Source organism: Providencia sp. PROV119 (assembly GCF_028482435.1).
Classification (GTDB): domain Bacteria; phylum Pseudomonadota; class Gammaproteobacteria; order Enterobacterales; family Enterobacteriaceae; genus Providencia; species Providencia stuartii.
Genome location: NZ_JAMPQL010000015.1, coordinates 123,046 through 142,956 on the forward strand (window position 1 = coordinate 123,046; position 19,911 = coordinate 142,956).

At 41.0% G+C, this 19,911-nt stretch carries 15 protein-coding genes and 6 pseudogenes; 7 read left to right on the forward strand and 14 right to left on the reverse strand.

The annotated features are described in order from the left end of the window. Window positions 1-9: 9 nt before the first annotated feature. Both PSF11_RS14255 and PSF11_RS14260 read left to right on the forward strand, forming a co-directional pair. Window positions 10-225 (forward strand): annotated as a pseudogene (locus PSF11_RS14255) (integrase core domain-containing protein); the annotation flags it as partial. A 12-nt stretch (window positions 226-237) separates the two neighbouring features. Further along, window positions 238-393, forward strand: a pseudogene (locus PSF11_RS14260) (ClbS/DfsB family four-helix bundle protein); the annotation flags it as partial. A 352-nt stretch (window positions 394-745) separates the two neighbouring features. Here PSF11_RS14260 and PSF11_RS14265 read toward each other — a convergent pair. From PSF11_RS14265 to PSF11_RS14275, 3 genes and pseudogenes are all read right to left on the reverse strand, one after another. Next, window positions 746-1,667, reverse strand: a pseudogene (locus tag PSF11_RS14265) (ArdC family protein). A 447-nt stretch (window positions 1,668-2,114) separates the two neighbouring features. After that, window positions 2,115-4,484, reverse strand: a complete 2,370-nt coding sequence (locus PSF11_RS14270; protein ID WP_004239729.1) for a TonB-dependent receptor plug domain-containing protein — start codon at window positions 4,482-4,484, stop codon at window positions 2,115-2,117. A 10-nt stretch (window positions 4,485-4,494) separates the two neighbouring features. Continuing rightward, on the reverse strand, window positions 4,495-6,576 hold the full coding sequence (locus PSF11_RS14275; protein ID WP_272682831.1) for a TonB-dependent receptor: 2,082 nt from the start codon (window positions 6,574-6,576) through the stop codon (window positions 4,495-4,497). Window positions 6,577-6,954: 378 nt separating this feature from the next. Between PSF11_RS14275 and PSF11_RS14280 the strand changes: the two are divergent. Continuing rightward, a pseudogene (locus PSF11_RS14280) lies at window positions 6,955-7,230 on the forward strand (DDE-type integrase/transposase/recombinase); the annotation flags it as partial. A 664-nt stretch (window positions 7,231-7,894) separates the two neighbouring features. Here the strand turns inward: PSF11_RS14280 and PSF11_RS14285 are convergent. The 4 genes and pseudogenes from PSF11_RS14285 to PSF11_RS14300 form a co-directional block, all read right to left on the reverse strand. Beyond that, window positions 7,895-8,098, reverse strand: a pseudogene (locus PSF11_RS14285) (DUF417 family protein); the annotation flags it as partial. Next, window positions 8,037-8,255 carry a FimD/PapC N-terminal domain-containing protein gene (locus PSF11_RS14290; protein ID WP_071550302.1) on the reverse strand — a complete coding sequence of 73 codons (219 nt, stop codon included), beginning with the start codon at window positions 8,253-8,255 and terminating at the stop codon, window positions 8,037-8,039. The gene PSF11_RS14290 and the pseudogene PSF11_RS14285, both read right to left, overlap by 62 nt. Before the next feature lie 83 nt (window positions 8,256-8,338). Beyond that, window positions 8,339-8,962, reverse strand: a complete 624-nt coding sequence (locus PSF11_RS14295) for a fimbrial biogenesis chaperone (protein WP_081355108.1) — start codon at window positions 8,960-8,962, stop codon at window positions 8,339-8,341. A 174-nt stretch (window positions 8,963-9,136) separates the two neighbouring features. Beyond that, a complete protein-coding gene (locus tag PSF11_RS14300) occupies window positions 9,137-9,547 on the reverse strand; it encodes a fimbrial protein (protein ID WP_000669584.1) in 411 nt (136 codons plus the stop codon). Window positions 9,548-10,371: 824 nt separating this feature from the next. On the opposite strand from PSF11_RS14300, the gene speFL reads away from it, so the two are divergent. Continuing rightward, on the forward strand, window positions 10,372-10,449 hold the full coding sequence (gene speFL / locus PSF11_RS21335) for a leader peptide SpeFL (protein ID WP_223310125.1): 78 nt from the start codon (window positions 10,372-10,374) through the stop codon (window positions 10,447-10,449). A gap of 314 nt (window positions 10,450-10,763) precedes the next feature. Then, window positions 10,764-11,075 carry an Orn/Lys/Arg decarboxylase N-terminal domain-containing protein gene (locus tag PSF11_RS14305; RefSeq protein WP_004239731.1) on the forward strand — a complete coding sequence of 104 codons (312 nt, stop codon included), beginning with the start codon at window positions 10,764-10,766 and terminating at the stop codon, window positions 11,073-11,075. A 14-nt stretch (window positions 11,076-11,089) separates the two neighbouring features. On the opposite strand, the gene PSF11_RS14310 is transcribed toward PSF11_RS14305, so the two are convergent. From PSF11_RS14310 to PSF11_RS14320, 3 genes are all read right to left on the reverse strand, one after another. Beyond that, window positions 11,090-11,422: an exported protein gene (locus tag PSF11_RS14310; RefSeq protein WP_004239732.1), complete on the reverse strand. Its 333-nt coding sequence runs from the start codon at window positions 11,420-11,422 to the stop codon at window positions 11,090-11,092. A 442-nt stretch (window positions 11,423-11,864) separates the two neighbouring features. Next, window positions 11,865-12,788: an Rpn family recombination-promoting nuclease/putative transposase gene (locus PSF11_RS14315; RefSeq protein WP_017827827.1), complete on the reverse strand. Its 924-nt coding sequence runs from the start codon at window positions 12,786-12,788 to the stop codon at window positions 11,865-11,867. Between the two features lie 20 nt (window positions 12,789-12,808). After that, window positions 12,809-13,276, reverse strand: coding sequence for an STY4534 family ICE replication protein (locus tag PSF11_RS14320; RefSeq protein WP_000202155.1), 468 nt, complete (start codon window positions 13,274-13,276; stop codon window positions 12,809-12,811). 432 nt (window positions 13,277-13,708) lie between these two features. Between PSF11_RS14320 and PSF11_RS14325 the strand changes: the two genes are divergently transcribed. Beyond that, entirely contained in the window at window positions 13,709-13,909 is a 201-nt protein-coding gene (locus PSF11_RS14325) for a hypothetical protein (protein ID WP_000370330.1), read from the forward strand. A 250-nt stretch (window positions 13,910-14,159) separates the two neighbouring features. Here PSF11_RS14325 and PSF11_RS14330 read toward each other — a convergent pair. The 3 genes and pseudogenes from PSF11_RS14330 to PSF11_RS14340 all read right to left on the reverse strand — a co-directional run bounded on the left by PSF11_RS14330 (window position 14,160) and on the right by PSF11_RS14340 (window position 17,512). Then, window positions 14,160-16,214, reverse strand: a pseudogene (locus PSF11_RS14330) (DNA topoisomerase III). 9 nt (window positions 16,215-16,223) lie between these two features. Then, window positions 16,224-16,745, reverse strand: a complete 522-nt coding sequence (locus PSF11_RS14335; protein ID WP_232467352.1) for a hypothetical protein — start codon at window positions 16,743-16,745, stop codon at window positions 16,224-16,226. Window positions 16,746-16,807: 62 nt separating this feature from the next. Further along, a complete protein-coding gene (locus PSF11_RS14340) occupies window positions 16,808-17,512 on the reverse strand; it encodes a PFL_4669 family integrating conjugative element protein (protein ID WP_000437242.1) in 705 nt (234 codons plus the stop codon). A 282-nt stretch (window positions 17,513-17,794) separates the two neighbouring features. Between PSF11_RS14340 and PSF11_RS14345 the strand changes: the two genes are divergently transcribed. Next, window positions 17,795-18,313: a ClbS/DfsB family four-helix bundle protein gene (locus PSF11_RS14345; RefSeq protein WP_000115888.1), complete on the forward strand. Its 519-nt coding sequence runs from the start codon at window positions 17,795-17,797 to the stop codon at window positions 18,311-18,313. A 285-nt stretch (window positions 18,314-18,598) separates the two neighbouring features. On the opposite strand, the gene PSF11_RS14350 is transcribed toward PSF11_RS14345, so the two are convergent. Next, entirely contained in the window at window positions 18,599-19,894 is a 1,296-nt protein-coding gene (locus tag PSF11_RS14350; RefSeq protein WP_004239736.1) for an STY4528 family pathogenicity island replication protein, read from the reverse strand. Window positions 19,895-19,911: the final 17 nt, after the last annotated feature.

Here is a 19,911-nt window from a genome sequence, read left to right on the forward strand (position 1 = left end):
AGGAGCGTCAACAGTCCGATGGAGCGCTTTTTCAGGAGTCTGAAAAATGAGTGGATGCCGGTGACAGGCTACACCAGCTTCAGTGAAGCTGCTCAAGCGATAACGGGTTATATCGTCGGGTATTACAGCGAACTCAGGCCGCACGAATATAACGGTGGATTACCACCAAATGAATCGGAAAACCGATACCGAAAAAACTCTAAAACCGTGGCCAGTTTTAGTTGACCACTACAAAAGCTTATTGATGAACGAACTGATGATGTTTTGTATGGTGAACCATAATACAAAAAATGGACGATGGGCCGAATGATCTCATTTAATACATCTTCGCCTTATACCAACGCGAATGGAAGATTAAAAAAGTGGGCAAAAAATAATAACAATTTAAAGTAAGCATCAGCGTCAAATTAATGGCCGAAAAATCGCTCTATGCCCACATCCTTAATCTGACCACGCCGTGGCAGGTTAAATCCCTTGCTCTCAATAAAAATGCAGATTCTGTAACCGGAACAAAGAATTCTTCAAGGTGGCGATAATATTCCATTATGGAAAGCTAAATATGGCTTTCTGAGCCTTATTACCATGACTAAGGAATACCCTATTATCAACAGTATAAAAATGTAGTTTGCAGGATGAGCGGGCTCTTTACCGTCCGCATTCGCAGGGAAATTGAAATCTATGTCACTCTGCCAGATCCAAAAATAAGGTTAAGGCCGCATTCCTTTGCGGCGTCTTATTCCTCTGTTCAGACCTTATCCATCATATAACGATGCGCTTTCGATGCTGCCTGGCGGCTTTAAAAATATAGCGCTTATCGTTTTTCAGTGCTTTCAGCCAAGAAGCAATATAACTTTCGTGCTGAACCTATCCGACAATCCCCAGATCCGCCATCAGGAACACGCTTCCCAGCTCGGCGATCAACTCTTCAAATGCATAATTTTCACTGCTAAATCTTCCTTTCATTTCGCGGTTCAGGCGACTTTTGCCATCGCTCCAGTGAACAATCTCATGCAGATCCGTGGCATAAAAGCTAGCGGCATCGGAAAAAAACGACGTTCAGGTAACAAAACCTCATCTGTTGATGGCATGAAAAAGGCGTTTTGTCCTTTCTCAATGATGTTAGCACCGCTGTTACAGAACAGATTTTCAGCCTGTGGCAACGCGTCAAACGTCGCTTGTAGGGCAACGGTATCTGCCGTCAATGAGAGGCCATCAATTTGTTCGACATTAAACACGACAAAGGTTTTCAGCATCGGGATATGGTCAATTTCTCCGGTGTCGTTTTCCTTCTCCAGGATGGTATAAAAAATGGCGGTCATGCCGTGCTAGTCCTTACGAACTTGCGCACCTTCTGCCCTAGCCTGTTTGTATGTCATCCAGCAGGAATCACTGAATCCTCATTCTGATTCACTGCACCCGCTGTAGGCTGTGCCAGTAGCGTAGTTGGAAGGCATGCCGGACATACCCGGTACGCGCTGCCACGGACACACTCAGGGTTTAACGCCTACTTCCAGTGTGGTAATGATGAGGTCGGTAACGATCTGATAAATATCGGTTCTGGTTTTGGAAAATTTCGTTTTTGAGGAGCCTGACGGGTCCAGCGGGGATACGCTGGTCGCCGTTGCGGTGTTAGAGGCACTTGTCTGAGTATGCAAGGAAGTGATCATAGTTTTTTCTCCATCAGTAATGTGATTTTCATCTTCGTATCGCCTGACAGTTCGCTTTCTCGGCATCGTTCTGGCCCACAAGGGTGCAGCATGCGTGCACTTCACCCTTACGGGACCGGTTGTGCCGTGAAATGATTAACCGGAAGCTGATACGGGAACAAAAAGCACACAGGAGGAAAAATCGGTCCCTGCATAGCCGAACTTAGCGCCCTTTACTCCGTATTGGTGAAAAGTAGATTTGTGGTAATGAATTGGGGATTGGTACTGATAGAAACATCTTGTTGGCACCGAGATCTCAAAAAATGTCTAGAATTAAAACAGGTGTGCTTACCTTAATGTGATAGAGCCCTAAAACATGCATCTTCAAGTTAATTGTGCATGATTATAAAAAAAAGAGGCACCCATAGAGTACCTCACTTACTTTATATCTTATTAAATCAGAATATATTAAAAATCAATTTTGACATTTATCCCATAATTTCGACCCGGTAATGGGACTAAATATTTCAATTGAGAAGATGCAGGTCTTGCTTCAGTATCGGTGAGATTATTAATAATAAAATCAACCGAAACATCTACCTTATCAAGGTGGTATTTTTTGCCAATCCCCGCATCAACTAACGTATAGGAAGGAAAGGCCATATCTCCACCATACATTAACCCACCGCTTTCTTTTTGTTTTTTATAGTAAGTTGCACTACTAAATGCAGTTAATTCATCATGTTGGTAATAAATACTGATACCATGCTTTTCATTAGGTAAATTTGGCAAATAGTGACCTGCAATAAACAGTTTTCTTTTGCTTTTATTTTCGACAAAATCACCAAATAGTGTAAATGTTAGATTGTGATCATGAGGCATTTCATATAAATATTTAAATTCATATTCTAATCCTTTTGTTTCAAGATCGGTGTCATCCCATTCCATAACAGGACCAGCACCACGACTGATACCCGTTAATCGTCTAAATTTAAAACCACTGTAGTCTGTTTTATACAAATTAAGTTTATTAGAGAAATTGCCAATCTCAATAACAGATGATAATTCAATACTTTTGCTTTTTTCGGTATTAAATTCACTGTTTCCTTGTTCTTCAATTAAATAAGCATAATGAGGGCCATGTGTATAAAGTTCATTAATTTCTGGTGCTCGATAAGAAATATTTTGTTGTAGTTTTAATGTCCATTCATCAATTGGTGTAAAAGATAGAGCGAGTGTATTTGCACTTGTATCAAAATGACGGTTTTGTAAATTAGAACCTTGCCCTCTACCACGATTATAATTCGCTGGAATATTGAGATTATGTTGAGTGTAACCTTTACGATATCCAGCAGTGAGCTCAAAAGGAGATAAATTTAGCGATTCAACCCAATATATTCCGTACTCTTTGGTTAATACACTGGGTAAATAAGCATCATAACCAGACGTTTTCAGATCACGATAATTACCGTTGATCCCAAACGCACCATTAAGTCGATTAAATAGCGGAGTATGTGCAGTTTCTAAAGCTAACTGATGGCTTTTTGTATTAAATACCGATGAAGCAATTTGGCCGACTAACTCTTCATCTTTAGATTCAGAATAAGAATAATAAAAAGCACTGTCTCTTAAAAATGGTGCTAAATGATCATGTTTTCCTTGTATATCTATTCTTCGATTACTATTTGAAACCGAAACAGGTTTATACCTTTCTCGAGTTGTTTTAGTTGTGAGATAAGCATAGCCTGGCACTCCATACGATGTTTGAAAATCAGTGACAGAAAAACCTAAGTAACCGTCATCTCCGATATAAGAGAGTGATGCGTTACCACTTTGGCTTTTTAAAAAGCTATTGGGAATTTCGTTATTATTATTTTCAACATAATGCTTTGGAGGTGTGACATGTTCAATAGATGTGGGGCTACCAGGTTTATATCGTAAGTTAGGTTCATTATCTACATAACCAATACCTGAAAAATAGTCCTTATCTTTAAAGGTATATTTATCATCCTCGCTTAACTCATATTCAACCTGATATTTTTTCCAAAACTCACTAATGTAAGGATACGCTTCAGGGTTACGGCTAGTAAACACTTTCATATCCACTTGGCATTGATCACGTAATGCAGAGTGGTCTTTTAGCTGTTGATAGCTATAGCAAGCACCAACTTTAGAGCGTGTTGGAATTTTATATTTTGAGACTCGTTTAGTAGCACCGGAAAGATTAAAAATCCAGTTTTCTTTATTACTGAATTTAATATTTACTGATCCACCGTTACCATTATTAGTGCTACCATTAAATGTCACGGCACCTGAAATTGCTTTTTCAGGAAACTGTGTCATTATTCGATCATCCCACAAATGAATTGCACCACCACTGCTGCTACCACCATAAAGTAGTGCTTCGGAGCTTTTACTAATTGATATTTCGTTAATTCTATTCATATCAACAGGAATAGGCATATTCCCACTAATAAATGAAACATCATTAATCGGAAGATTATTAACTAAAATCCCGACTCTATTGCCAGAGAGACTTCGAATAACAGGCCTTGCCGCATTTGGGCCAAAACCTTCCGCTTGTACACCAGCAACTTTTGAAACGGTATTACCAATCGTATTTGTTTTTATTTGTTCAAGTTGTTTTCCTTTTATCTCTTCTCGATTATTGAGTAATAAAGAGGAGAATGTCTCTTTGTTTTTTATTGATGTTGCTTTAACAGTAATAACATCGTTTGATGTTTCTTTTTCTTGGCTTTTATCTTGATTATTCTCTTTTCCATATAAAGGAGACGACAAAAGTATAAGTAAAATAATAGAGAGTTTACTTTTTTTCATGATATTCATATTAGAATGTAAGAGTAGCGCCTAAGATAATATTACGACCAGGTAAATACATTTCATCTTTAATATAAGAGGTGCTGTCTTTCCCTTTTACATCAAAGATATTATTAATCTTGGCGTATAAGGTATAATCTGTGTTATCTAAATAACCAATATATTCACTACCTAAACTAACTGTGTTATAAGCCTCTGTGGATGTTTCATAGTCTGCTGTTTTATTCTGTTTTCCAAAATGATCAATGCGAATTTGTCCAATTACGTTTTCTGTAAAACTATGTTTAATATAAGTACTTAAACGATAAGCCGGTATTCTTGGTATATTTCCCTTATTGTGTAGTAAATTTGCTCTAACATAATCACCAGAAATACCAATTAAGCTATCTTGGTTATAGTAATAATCAATATTTCCTTCTATACCTTTAAACTGTGCATCATTTTGAACATATTGTAATGAACGATAGCCATTATTTAATTCAGTCCCCGTAAATTGACCGTAAATATAATTATTAATACGGTTATAATAGGCACTCATATTGAATTGAATATCACCTGTTACTTTAGTTATTCCAATATCAATATTATTTGCAGCCTCTGCGGTTAAATTAGGATCGCCTTTTTCAATAGTTCGACTTGCAGCATGAACACCATTCGCGTAAAGCTCTTCTGCAACAGGTAATCTTTTCGTGTGTGAAAGTGATAAATTTAAAAAATAGTCTTGTGTAAAATTCCATGCTAATCCAGCAGAAATAGAAGATGCACTCTGCTTATTATTTTTTTGAGTTTCTCTATTTAACAGTGATTGCCACTCTTGGCGAAATCCTAATTCATAGCGAAAATCATCTAATTGGTATTCTTCTAATAAAAAGAGTGAGTGATTTTTTGTTTTTGTTGACGGTACATAAGCTTCTTCTCCTTGAGCACTAAAATCACGCTGGTTAAATTGCCCGCCAATAACACCATGCCAACCCCAAATAGGTTGATGTGTAAATGTCAGTCTTAATTCATCGCCTTTGTTTTTAAATGAGGTACTGACTTCATTTCCTTCTTTTTCATCATGATGATAATCGGTTCTGACCGCACTGAAACGTATTGATTCAATACCAGTAAATGGATTGTTTTTTTCACCACGAAGATCCCATCGTTTGCTATCCATAACAATATAAGGAATACCATGTTGATGTTGTTCATCAGGGTATTCATGATTGTGATTATGATGATGATGGCCGATTAAAGGAGGGCGAATTGGGGCGTGATGATGGTGATCATCTTCATGATCATGAAAATGCGTATGACCAGGCAGCCCATATCGACGATGTTGTTCACCATAACCAATCCCTATATAACCGTCATCAAAAAGCCAGGATACACCAATATTTGCCGATTGGTTATCTTGATAAGATCCTGCTAAACGGCTAGTTTCTCCTTGATGTAAAGGTTCTGGTTGTTTGTAATCACTTTGATAACGTTTAGTACCCTCAAGGCGAAGCGCCAAATTATTTTCTCCTAACGTTAATCCTACTGATCCTGTATTTCCTTTAGAAACAGAATCGTATTGATAATGCAATTCACCCTCATAGCCTTTTTCAGGCACTGACATAGGAATCTTGCTATCAATAACATTAATTGCACCGCCTATTGTGCCTCCTCCATAAAGTAATGTTGAAGGGCCTTTTAATACTTCAATGCGTTGACTTAAAAAGGGTTCACTGGTGATTGTATGATCTGCACCAATAGAGGATACGTCCATAAGATCACTACCACTGTGTAATACCTTGACTCGATTGCCTGACATTCCTCGAATAACTGGATGAACTGAGCCTCCACCAAAAAAGCTGGCATGAAAACCTGGTAAGGATGTTAAGGTTTCAGCAATCGAGGCACTACGATTAGCGCGTAGATCTTCTTGTGTCAGAACAGAAACGGGGATCGCCATTTTCTCTTGCGGAGTATGCAAAGGTGTTGAATAGACCTCTAATACCTCATTGTTCCGATTTTCAGTTGATTTTATTGCAGGGCTTGCATTTGCAAATAAGGAATAACTCATTGAAATAAAAAATGTTGTATAATTAAAAATAGATTTTTTCATACTATCCGCCATTTTTTGTTATGTTATAACATATCACATTGTATGTATATATAATTATCATTAGCAAGTGATTATTTAAAAAATAATAAAAATTTGGGCTGTCCTAGATAAGGTTTAAGTTTTAACTATCTGTTTTAGAATACTTAATTGCTTCTTTGCAGCTTGGCGTATTAAACGGGTTATTGTTAAATCTGGTGTATGGCACCATCAGACAATGCTCCGATCTGATGCTTCATCCTCTGCATACTGGGGTTGACGGTGTAAGTATCCCGCATAATTAATTTGCCAACGAAGGAGATCGCTATGCGTAAAGCCTGTTTTACTGAGCATCAGATCATCGCCGTAATTAAGTCGGTTGAAACCGGGCGGACTGTTAAAGTTGATGACTTTAACCGTGAGACATTGTCGATTAAAATCATTCTGAATCTGCCAGATCTGCGAATGATCCGTGTACTCGACAGGATCGCGGCAAACTGCGGCTACCCGATCATGCTGCACATGAATAATGGTCCAGAATTTATCTCACTGATACTGGCTGAATGGGCAGAAAAACATGCAGTAAAACGGGATCTTATCCAGCCAGGTAAGCCGACGCAGGACACTTTCATTGAATACTTTAACCGGACATACCGTACATACGCGATTTTTATATATTCATGATCAGACGTGAGATAAATAACGAATTGGAGTGGGTTTAAACAGGTTATAACGAATAGGTTACTGTAATTAATTTTCAGTATATGTAAGAGAATTTCGAGTCCGTTTACCATGCTGTGTAAACGCCTTTTTCAAAAGTGACCATCCTGGCGGTCGCGGTCACCGAACTCGACAATAAAGCGACTCTATTACTATACGCCAGTTCCTCAGCGGCATTGTCCATTTTTGCGAGGCAATCCGTCAGACAGTGCGGGGTTAGGATTGAAGCCACAGAGCACCGTTATCACTGGATACAATGGTACGTTGGCTCAATCTCAGGCTACGTGGGTATTGTACTATGGACGCTTTTGTCAATCAGTAATGGATTATATAGCCAGACATATCGATCTGTACCTTGCTAAATGGGTTACCCGTAAATACAAGAGGGGACACGGTAGTCTGGTTCAAGCGTATGAATGATTAGACAGGATCCGGAATGTTAAACTCAGTTTGTTTGCACACTGGACTATTTGTACGCGATGTTACCAGTCAACTACAAGAGCCAGATGACGGGATACTGCCACGTCCGGCTCCGTGGGAGTGGAGGGGGAAAGTTCCCCTCCACGACGCGATAACCTCATATAATACTAGAAAATAAAAATCAGATAAATGATAGTGTTCACTACTTTTTAGTGATACACCTTGCAGAATGTACCATTGCAACAAATCCTGCTGCTATCATCATAGTATCTTTCAGAACTAACCTTCCCGCACCGGAAAGATAAGGAAACTCAGTATGAGCATCTGCTCCATGTACCCAGGTTTCAGGTGTAAACACCAAAAATGTTAATGTGACAAATGGCGTAAGAAACACTAAGGCAGAGCCCTTTCCATTTATTATTAAGATAAACATCAGCATAGTACTTTCCTGCTGGAGTTGGATTTCCTTGATTGAAACGATGAATATCTAACGTCGTCTTCCCTTGAGTATGCTGTAAAAAACTGGGATCAAATTCAGCATATTCCATAGCCACTGTGTCCATGGAAAAAACTCCCAGTGAAATAAATATGGCAGGCAGGAATGAATGATGTTCAGTTTAAGTGCAATATTTCATAAATATTATCCTTATTTCAGAGCTGACTCACTTAATTCATGCCCACCATAATCGTTAACAACTGTCCACTTCACTTTTCCATATCCCGACATATTTCCATGTATAGGAAGGCGTATTGAAGAATAAGGAGCAACCATATCTACTGGATTAATTGATTGTGAGTAGTTGCTCTGAATCAAAGTAATATGATTATAAGTAATAAAATAAGGACTTTGATTATCTGCACAAAGAAAGGCCTTTGCTCCTTGTTTTTCAATATGCCATATAACAGAATTATAGGCCTCACTGAGAGAACGTGTGAGTTTTTCTGGACGATAGAATAGCTTTATGCGACTATGGATCGGGAGTTGAAGATAATTTGAGTTTACATTTAAATTATTTTTATTTTCAAATTTAGGTTTAGCTGAAATATCCAGTATATTTAGCCAAAAAATTGATTCACGATCATTAGGCAGTGCTTCACCCGTATACATAATTCGTAATGTTTGCCCTGTGTGAGGTTCTATACGAAATATAAGCGGAGTAATAATAAAGGGAACATTGACTGAGTCTGGAGCAACACTGGCATCACCAGTATCAATCCAGGACTGAATTAAAGATGGAGTAGATTCATCATTATTAATTTTAATATTAATACCTTCCTAGTTTTCAGGATAAATAACTCAGGTACCCAACATTAGCATAACTTGACACAGAAAATAAGCCGGCCATCATGAAAAAGAAAAGTTTTTTCATGGAAACTCCGAACAAAGCAGTGCAGATGAGCTGCCTTGTAAATAATGATAATAAAAACGCACGATTATTATTTATTACTCATAGGCAATAGTGTAATTAACACTAGAAATGACATCCCCTACAATTGCTTTTCCTGTAGCATAATATTGGGCCATATAGCGTAGTGTCGCTTCATCGTCACTATTAATAGCTTCTGAATGGACATCCTGTCCGACAAAGTCTTTCCCTAATTGAATAGCAGTAGTACCATCGTTATTTAATAACTGAATTTGAACATTTTGTGCTCCGTCAGAGCTTGCATTTTTTAGTTTGTTCGTATTAAAGTCAGTATTAGCTCCGGGTTCAAAAAAAGCTTTCACATTACTAGATCCATTTTGTCCAGTAGTGCATCCAGTAAGACTAATTGTACCGTCATATGCCATTGCTGAGTTAAAAATAGCAACAGACAGTACCGTACTTAAAGCAATATTATTTTTAAATTTCATTATTTGGTTACTAACATAAAAATCAATCTATAAACTTCATTGAGGGTATTTATATCCTTAATTTATATATTAAAACTATAAAAAACAGGTGCTACTCTATTAAAATTATTAAATATAAACGCCATTATTTAATAAAAAATTAATAACATTCACCAACATGAAAAATACGGAAGCTTTATTTGAAATTACAAACTTATTATTTATTAAAATGTAACCTCATGTAATTAAAATATAATTAATGGATATAATTTTCTTTCTAAAAATAAATTATGTTAATATGTTATTATTGATCGATAATGTATTTTTTTGATAGATTAAAACCATCAATATAAACATAACAATCGTTTTTAACGATCATTTTTAACAATTTATACTGATTGTAAAACTCATTTATATTGATATAGAAGGGAATAGGTAATACAGAATATATTTCAAAGTATATTTTATTAATCTTAATGACTATATAAGCAAATTTAAAAAACTTTAAAATAATTATTTAGAAAATAAATATATATTAATGCAACCATTAATGATAATAATTTATAATCTTTAATTATAGGAAAGGCACCATAAATACATTGTATTAATATTTATAACATAGACTTGGCGACTATATTAATCACCTATTCTTTTGTTAAAAAGAAAACAACAAATAACAAAAAATAAATATATGAATTAAAGAAAAATCATTCTTTAAATGATATACCTTGATCTGCATCACAGTATAATTCGGATATTTAATTACATATAACTTATAGTTGTTATATATACCTTAACAATTAATGAATGCAAAAATAGAAAATAATAACCGATTTTGACCACATATAAAACTTATTACACATATAATGATGCTTTCACATTTCTCATGTTTTAGTTTTAATCTTTTCAGCGCTCAAAGATAATCTCTCTATTGGCTTCTATCACGTGGTTTGCATATTTTCATCAAATGGATAGTCAATCTCTTTATCATTATATATCACATTTAATGTGGTTATAACGAGCTCTTATTGAACATTCATATCCTTGGTTTTTATGCACAGTAATGTGCAGCTAAACAGCTTTTATTCCTAGTCATTTTGCTAAAAAAAAGATTACTAAAATTATAAAAGCCACCAACCTATAACATTATTTTATATCCGTGATGACATAAATATAAATAAATGAAATATTTTCACTTAATATTTCAGCAAGATTTTTTACCAAAAAGGAATTAAAAATGAAAAATTATAAAGTCGCAGTCAGCTATGATATGTCTGACTCTATTTCAACTCATCGTAAATATGTTAATATTCTACATACTGACTTCTCTTATATTGCCGCAATTATTATTTCACTTGATAATATTCAAGATGGAAGGCTCGATTTTATTGAACAAAATAGCTTTGGACAGCCTGTATTCGCTATTATTAATAAAGATAAAGTTATTCCGACTAATATTATTAATCGATTAACAGGTGTAATTGATTTAAATAAAAAGAATACAGACCGGATTCAGCCGGCTGTTCCCAGACTGACCGATAATATCTGACCATAAAGCCGTTTCTAGGCTGCATCCACTTCCCGCTGAAACGCCAGCTCTTTTTCTGCCCAGGCAAATTCCTGCTGTACCCACTTTTCAGCCAGCCGACAGCGCTCCTCATCTGACCGGGCCTCAATGCCCAGTGTCGTCAGAGGATCCAGGCCGAGAGACTGAATACCGCGCCACCCTTTCATCAGCGCTTCAAAACGGGCATACTCCTCCGCACTCAGTCCCCATTCCTGCGCCTCATACTGCAATGACTGAGTCTGACTCTTAGCCGATTTCCCCGCCTCAATCTGCCAATCTGCCCCCCGGAAACAGACTGTGTGGCTGTCGGCGGCGCTGTCATCAGACACCCGCTCAGTAAAACCACAAATCTTATGTTTTTCATCACGGCATCTCTTTTATGGTAGGCGCAACGTCACCGTACGCCCCTGATAACGTCCGCCCACCGGCAGTAACTGTACCAGCCCCAGCTGATGGATAAAGGTCCGGAAGTACCGGCTGGGCATGACCGGTGTTGACCAGAATCGCGGTATCTATCAGCCACCGGTTCAGCAGGCCGGGAGGGTTTATCTGCACAGCCCCCCAACAGCAGTGAGGTCAGGGCAAGACATATCGGGAGAATTTTCATACGCATTTTCTGTCCTGTGTTAATAAAATAAAGTCACAGGCACACTGTGCGCAGAAAAGCAAGTGCTCTCAATGAGAAATTAGTTTTCCGAAAAAAAAAAGAAAACGGCGGGCATAAAAAATGCCGGCAGTCATGCCGGCATTTGAGAGTAAAAACAGAAAAGATTAATGTTTTAATGACTCAATCTTTTCCCGGGTCAGTCCGGTACATTGCATAATAATGTTCAGATCAACCCCCTGTTGTAATAATGAGCGGGCGACTTTTTCAACACCCAGGCCAATACCTTTTTCGATACCTTTTTCGATACCTTTTTCGATACCTTTTTGCTCAAGTTGTTCTGCAATCGTTGTCAGCATCGTTTTATACTCCGGTGACAGTGCAATCAATTGGCTGAAAAAGCGGGATTCATCCAGAATATACCCCTGATAGGCAATATATTCTATCACACTCCTCACCTGGTCAACCGTATTGTGTTGCGAGTTAATTATCTGCGCGATTATCGGCAATACCGCCATTAAACCGTCGCGGGTCCGAATATGTTTCTGAACCAGCTCCAGCAGGGCAATACCCTTGTGTGTCAGGATTTCCTCATCACTGAGCACACTCAAATCCACTAACGGAAACGACCGGGTATACAGCTGCTGAGCCAGCGCCGGATCGGCGAACCCGTCCAGCCAGTTCATGCTGTACGGATAAGGACAAACACTGCCCTGATAAAACAGAAACGGCACCACCAACGGCAGGGTCTTATCCGCCGGCGATTTTTTCAGATGATGCGCTATCGCTGACATCGCATAATGCATCAGACGAAAACCCATTAACCGATCCGGTTTTGACTGGTGCTCGATCAGGCAGTAGATATACCCTTCCCCTTCCGTCATCTGCACGGAATACAGCACATCCGAATGCAGCTGACGTAAACGGCGCTCCACAAAACTGGCCGGCTCCAGGCGCAGTGTACTTAAATCGCACAAAGGCAGGATGTTGGCCGGCAAATGCACCGAGAAAAAATCCCGGGCATTCTCAGGATGCGTTAAAAACTGCTTGAATAACGCATCATGTACCGGTTGTTGTGTATTTTTAGTCACAGCAAACTCCTTATTAATGACTAAAAAGAATCAGCCACATACTCTCTGGATACCGGCTGTTCAGTCTCTGGTGGTGTTGACTGGTGTTTCTCGGCTTTATATACCACTTCTTTACCGATTTTAATCCAGTCAATATTCAGCAGCCTGGCTTTCAGGCTGACCCGCTGTTCTCCGGCATGCTCACCTTTTGTCAGGGTGAAAATATCGGAAGCCAGGTTACTTAATGTAAACCCGGTTAGGACTTTTTTGTCCTCATCCACCGCTTTGATACACCGTCTGACCAGTGAGACCGTATTCTCCCCGACAACGGTCGTATCAAAACGAACATACACAGGGTTATCAGCCGGTCCACTGAGTGCATTAATCACTGCGGTTAAAAACTGCCCTTTAGGGCCGTTAACCTGACGGATATTCGATAAATACCCAATCCCGTTCACATGCAGATTAAAGTATTTATTTTCAGATGTTGTATTATTTTTGCTGGTCATGATGTTTCTCCATCGGATAAAAAAGGTAAAAAAATGAGAAACATCGTCTCGGCAGGAACGTGTTTCCCACCGGGGTCAGTAACAGGAACGCTCCCGAACTGACGACTTGCGTTGTATAAGATGATCCTGATGATAACGCTATTCTGTTATCACCCTCCGTCAATTTCAAGGACGAACGGAGTTCTGTCATCGCCCGTAGGCTCCCGTCTCAGATGACCCGAGGATTGGCAGTGGCAATCACCCGTAGGCGTTCCTCTCAGATTGCCGGAACATTGGCATCGTTGTCACCCGTAGGCGCTTCTCTCAGACAACTGAAGCATTGGCAATGTTGCATTAAGCAACGGTATAAGCAGAATAAGGATTAATCTGCTTTTTTTATTTGTCAAGTAAAAAAGCAGTTCAGAGAGAAAAGGATAAACACAGAAGAATAAAATGGATAACAGAAACAAACTGAAAGTCTGGTTACAGCAACATCATCTGACACAAAAAGACCTGGCTCAACTCATTCAGCAGACAACAGGCAGGCCCTGTTCTGTCAGGGCGGTAAAATCCTGGTTATGCCCACCGGAAAAAAACAGCGCCCGGCCCTGCCCGGACTGGGTGATTCAGGTACTCAGTCACATGGATGAATAACTTTTTTGTCAAATAAAAAAGGCGTTACGGTTAATAACGCCTGACAGTGCCGCCCACTCTGTGATGTTAAAAAGAACCTCAGGAGTTCAACCAGCTCCGGCGCGGTTTTCATGAGGTTGATGCGCCTTAAAGTCTGTCCTGCTGACAGACAGACTTTCTCATTGTCGCCACCGCAGTTGTTCCGCTACGGCTTTGCCGCAATGACGGGGGGCTTTTCCCTAGCGTCAGCTATGCTAACGGTAATTATCACTCAGGTAAAGAGTCCTGTTATGCTCTTCTTCACGGCCTTCTTTCTTTTATTCATCCCCCGGGTAACCCCCTGCATTTTTTCCGGTAATGGTACACTCCCTTTACAATCCGGATAACGCTGACAACTCCAGAAACGGCCTTTACTGCTCTCCCGTAAGACCATCTTTCCATGACACGACGGGCAGGATGGCATCGGTGGCAGATCCAGCGCCAGCGGCATTTCCCCGCCTTTTTTAATGAGATGTGCCAACCAGCTGATTTGCTTTTGCATAAACACATCCAGAGACAGATTTCCCTGTGCAACCTGCTCGAGTGATTGTTCCCATAACGCCGTCATTCCCGGATCTGTACAGGCTGCCGGCAGGGCATCAATCAGCTGACAACCGGTGTCTGTCGCCCGGAGTGTTTTTTTCTGCCTGACAATCAATTTCCTGTTTTCCAGCGTGGTGATGATCCCTGCCCGGGTTGCCTCTGTCCCCAGCCCCGCATTCTCTTTCAGGACTTTTTTTAATGTCGGATCGGTAATAAAGGAGGACGCATTCTTCATGGCCGCAATCAATGTACCATCCGTATACGGTTTCGGTGGTGAGGTCGCCAGTTATACAACCTTTGCCTCCTGTACCACACAGAATTCACCTTCGTGAAGGGACGGCAATGTTTCTGTTCCGGCTTCCAGCCCGGTTTCTGCCTCTTCTTTTACTGGCGGATCGTCTTCATGTTTCACAAATAATACAGACCAGCCCTTCACTCTTTCGACTTTCCCTTTGGCAACAAATTGTTGTCCGCCTATATCTAAAAACACCTCTGTTGCATCCCATTCCTGATCCGGCAAAAACTGCGCCAGATAATGGGCACGGATAAGTTTATAGACATTCAGTTCAGCCTCATTCATGGCGTTCAAATCAGGTGTCTGCCGGGTCGGTATAATCGCATGGTGAGCCGTAATTTTTGCATCATTCCAGACCCGGGAAATTCGCGCCGGCTGCAATTGTGCCAGCACATTCTGTAAGGCCGGATCGCTTTGTGATAATGCATCTAAAACAACCGGTATGTCGGCACGCATGGACACCGGCAGATACCCGCAGTCCGTCCGGGGATACGTGGTGGCCTTATGTTTTTCATACAGACTTTGCGCGATTTCAAGCACTTTATCCGCAGAATACCCCCAACGCCTTGAGGCCGCCTGCTGAAGTGTCCCGAGATCAAACGGCAACGGCGGCAAGGCTTTTCCTTTCGTTTCATTCACTGTACACACCGTCGCTTTCCCTGCCTGCCGGCACAGTTGCTCTACGGCCTGAGCGGCCTGAACGTGAATACAACGATGTTCATCATCACAATACTGCGAGGCAGGTCGCCAGTGAGCCTGAAAAATGATCCCCTGATGCTGCAACGAGGCGGTCACCCGCCAGAAGGGTTTGGAAACAAAGTGCGTAATTTCTCTTTCCCGCCGGACAATCAGGGCCAGTGTCGGCGTCTGGACACGTCCGACCGACAATATCCCACCAAACCCCAGTTCCCGGGCTTTGAGGGTAAACAGACGCGTCATGTTCATACCGATAAGCCAGTCTGCTCTGGCCCGCCCTAATCCCGCTGAATATAAAGAGGCCGTTTTCTCGCCGGGTAACAGGTTATTTAATGCCTGCCTGATACTCGCCTCATCCAGTGCAGACAACCATAAACGTTGTACCTTTTTCCGGTAATGACAGGCCTCCAGTAATTCACGGGCAATCACTTCCCCTTCCCTGTCCGCATCCGTGGCAATCACCACTTCCGTCGCCTGACTGAGCAACTGTTTTATGGTCTGAAACAACGAAACCGCGTCTTTTTTAACCACCATTTTCCACTGTTCAGGAATAACGGGTAAGGCACTCTGCCGCCAGGGGGCCGCAAACTGTGCGCCATAAGCCTCCGGTTCAGCCTGCTCCAGCAGATGACCTCTTGCCCAGGCGACCTGAACGCCATTTCCCTGAAAAAAATTATCCCGCCGCTGATGAGCGCCGATCACCCGGGCAATATCTTTGGCCTGAGACGGCTTTTCGCACAGAAATAATTTCATTACCCTGTTCTACCTCCTTTTTCCGGCTGCAACGTCATTCGCGGTTTTAAATATTTCCTGAACAAACTCCGGAGTCAGGGTATCACTGTACGAAGCGCTGTAAGTGATATACATGTGTGTTCCCGAACCATTTTTTTCCAGTTCGATGACGATATGTGCCGGCGGGTTACGTTTTCCCATATCCGCCCCCATTTTATAATAACTTCCCGGCGTCACTTCCCATTCCCAGCCCCGGCTTTCTTCTGCAATAGCCGTGGCGGCCCATTGATCACTTTCTTTACCTGACTGACACAGAGCACGGATTTTGGCATTCACATCCTCAAAACCATAATAACGGCGCAGACGGGCTGCGGCTGTATCAATATCAACAGGGATAACCACGTCATACTCCCGTTGTTCCCGTTTCTGCATACCACCATTCATGGTATGACTGACCTGATGCCCCAGGTCACTGATTTTCTGATTCCATTCTGCGATTTCCTGTGCAGAGCATCCGGTCAAAAGCCATAAAGAAAAGCATAAGGTAAGCAATCCGCTTTTTTTCATTGCAGCTCCTTATTATTAAATAATTAACCCAATATAAATAACATTCGTTATTTTTTTAAAGACGGTAAAAATGACGCACGTTTTCTTCCTGAAATGATATCCGGATCAATTTCACCTAAATAACGGGAAGCCTGTTGATAAGTTTCACTGTTTAAATCAAGGTTATGACGGGTGAGCTCATATTTCCGGTAGTTTACGGCCATCCCTGTCACATGACGAACCTGATAGCCCGCTAATTTAAGGACCTTGTCACGTTGCTGACGGGAAATAAAACCATAATGCTCTCCCTGCAATACACGCAAAGCAAGTTGATCAACCCCGACGAGTAACCAGACACATTTATAACCAACAGGAGATTTACTGAATATCGCCAGGTCAACAGGAGATGTTGATGAGATATCCGAAATAACCGCAACCGCAGGTAACTGAACTAATTGTTGTTCAACCTCTGAAAGTAATTTCTGAATAGTCCGAGTCCCTTGCTCCAGTGCCTGCTCAAGCTGATACAGCCACATTTCTGCATATAAGTATCCCTTCTTTGCATCATCAGTAATATGACCCGCCCGGGAAATAAACATCGGAAGACTGGGGATCATCCATTTACGCTTTTTTTCGTCACCGTCATTCTGAGAGTTGGGTACAACCCGCCCTTCCCATAGCCGGATTGCATAACTGGTATGGAGTTTCAGTGTTAATGTTGACTTTAAAGGGCCAGCCTGAAGTAACTGTTGAGAATGTTTATTTTGTTCCATAACAATACCCTTGCTTTGAGAAATTGACATACCGTACAAATGTCAACCCCCTATGCCAACGATAAATTCAAATTGAAAAAAATAATTTATTATAAAAACGTAGCGTTACTCGTCATCCTACTGAAATGCAGGTTAACCTTTGAGCATTGTTTCCACCGGAAACATCAGTAAATAGTTAAGGGTCTTCCTCTGTTGTAAGGGGAGTAGTACAGTACCTAATTGATTTATAAACACCATACAATGCATTTATGGTGTCTTATTTTAAATAAGAGGAAATTCTTCATGAGTGTGCCACAAACAAAAGCTGAGCTGCTTTTAGCTATTGATAAAAGTTTTAGTAAATTAATTAGTTACCTCAACGCAATCCCGCCAGAAATGACTTCAGATAACTCAATGGATGGACACGCCAAAGGAACGAAGATAAGTGTTCATGACCTTGTTTCATATCTGCTTGGATGGAATGCTCTTGTTGTAAAGTGGATCACTTTTGATGCTAAAGGTCTGCCTGTCGATTTTCCGGAAACTGGCTATAAATGGAATCAACTTAGTCTTCTTGCTCAAAAATTTTACTCAGATTACAGTGAGTTAAGTTATGAATTGTTAGTAGCTGAACTTCAGGCTGTAAAAAATGAAGTTGTGAAACTTATTGATGAGCGTACCGATGATATTTTGTATGGAAGACTATGGTACACAAAATGGACGATGGGGAGAATGATCTCATTTAACACATCTTCGCCTTACGCCAACGCTAATGGAAGATTAAGAAAGTGGGCAAAAAACAATAAGATCAGTTTAAAGTAAATATCAGAGTGAAATTATATGTACGAAAATATCTCTATGCCCATATCGTTAACCAGACTGCTCCATAGCTTGTTAAATTCTTTACTCTCGATGATGCAGATTTCGTTACGGAAAGCGAAATATCGCGTTCCGGACCTTCCTACCCGGATAAGAAAAACCCAATTTTTAAACACTGTTTCCAGTGGAAACACCGGTTAAGTTTTGAGCACTGTTTCCAGTGGAAACACCGGTTAAGTTTTGAGCACTGTTTCCAGTGGAAACACGGGTGATTTATTGAATACGCCTTCATTGCTCATTGGATATCCCTATGAGCGTACGGCGAAAACGCTGAAGGTACTGACGTGCAATATCAGGGGCACCCATCCCCCCCTGAGACGCCTTACTTCTCTCCGTTCTCTCCGGTTTGGTTTGCGTGTGCTGTGATACATCCGGAGTACCTGACATTTTCTGTAAAGACGCACTTTTCATCCCCGTTTCTGCTGGGGAAACGGAGTGATATCGCCCTTCACGGGCTGCCTTTAATAGCTGCAAGGCATACCCCACCGGATTACGTACACTTCCTGTCCTCACCCCCTGTGTCAGTTGCTGCACAATCGATATTGCGGCTTCTTCCGGCAACGCCTGTAACTGTTTTTCCAGCATCTGCCGATCATTCTCATCAATCCACTGATGCAGCCCCTGCACCTGAGTACCCGATAAATATTGCTCTCCCTGATCTACGTACGTATTTTTTACACTCTGTGTAAAAGTATTACGTACGTAACAGTTCGATTTTCGTACCCCTGAATCAGACTGGGTTTGTGTACTCAGTTCGATTTTCGTACCCGGTTTTTTTTCATCATTTTTTTCCCTGAGTTCGATTTTCAAATCCGGTGTTTTACACTGGGCTCGATTTTTTTTATGTTTACCCGGATGAAGTTGTGCCGTCTGCCCATTGAGTATCCGGCGTTGCCTGTCTGCCAGCGCTTCCGGTGTCTGAAGACTTTCAAGCCGCTGCTCAATGAGTTGCATTCTGGTATGCTGATGTCGCATTGACGGCTCGGTTTTCAGGGCAGTCAGCGCAGCGCGGGCCACGCACCGCACACTCTTATTTTTGTGATAACAACTTTTTTCCAGTACATCCATCCAGCGTGGATCTAATGTCTCTGCATCAAATGCATTCACCGGCTCATCATGTAACATATAGATATTTCCTCTGATACGCCCCCGTTTATCCCTGACCCGATGGCATAAACTGAGCCAGCCCGTCAGCCTCAGCATTAACAGTGCCCTGCTGACCGTTTCCCGCGAGGCTTTATCGCTGTGGGGTGTGGCTAACTGGAGTTGTAAGTCATCATAGGTCGGAAATACGGCCCCCTCATTTTGCTGAGCATGAAGGCGGATCATCATCCAGGTCAGTTTATCAACCGGGGAAAGTCGGGATTCCAGCAATAATTGCCGGGGGATTGCATCATGAACATTGCCGGCGTAAATCAATCCACTGCGCAGTGCCGTGCCGGGCTGGCTGTGTTGCCGGTGATGCAGTTGCTGCCGCATTTTTTCTAATGAAAACTGAATAATACTGTCCGGAGGAAATTGCATCTTATGCCCCACACAAA

Coding starts and splice junctions, on each gene's coding strand:
- PSF11_RS14270 (WP_004239729.1), bottom strand. CDS start 4,484: ATGAAAAAAAGTAAACTCTCTATTATTTTACTTATACTTTTGTCGTCT.
- PSF11_RS14275 (WP_272682831.1), bottom strand. CDS start 6,576: ATGAAAAAATCTATTTTTAATTATACAACATTTTTTATTTCAATGAGT.
- PSF11_RS14290 (WP_071550302.1), bottom strand. CDS start 8,255: ATGGACACAGTGGCTATGGAATATGCTGAATTTGATCCCAGTTTTTTA.
- PSF11_RS14300 (WP_000669584.1), bottom strand. CDS start 9,547: ATGAAATTTAAAAATAATATTGCTTTAAGTACGGTACTGTCTGTTGCT.
- PSF11_RS14305 (WP_004239731.1), top strand. CDS start 10,764: ATGAAAAATTATAAAGTCGCAGTCAGCTATGATATGTCTGACTCTATT.
- PSF11_RS14320 (WP_000202155.1), bottom strand. CDS start 13,276: ATGACCAGCAAAAATAATACAACATCTGAAAATAAATACTTTAATCTG.
- PSF11_RS14325 (WP_000370330.1), top strand. CDS start 13,709: ATGGATAACAGAAACAAACTGAAAGTCTGGTTACAGCAACATCATCTG.
- PSF11_RS14340 (WP_000437242.1), bottom strand. CDS start 17,512: ATGGAACAAAATAAACATTCTCAACAGTTACTTCAGGCTGGCCCTTTA.
- PSF11_RS14345 (WP_000115888.1), top strand. CDS start 17,795: ATGAGTGTGCCACAAACAAAAGCTGAGCTGCTTTTAGCTATTGATAAA.
- PSF11_RS14350 (WP_004239736.1), bottom strand. CDS start 19,894: ATGCAATTTCCTCCGGACAGTATTATTCAGTTTTCATTAGAAAAAATG.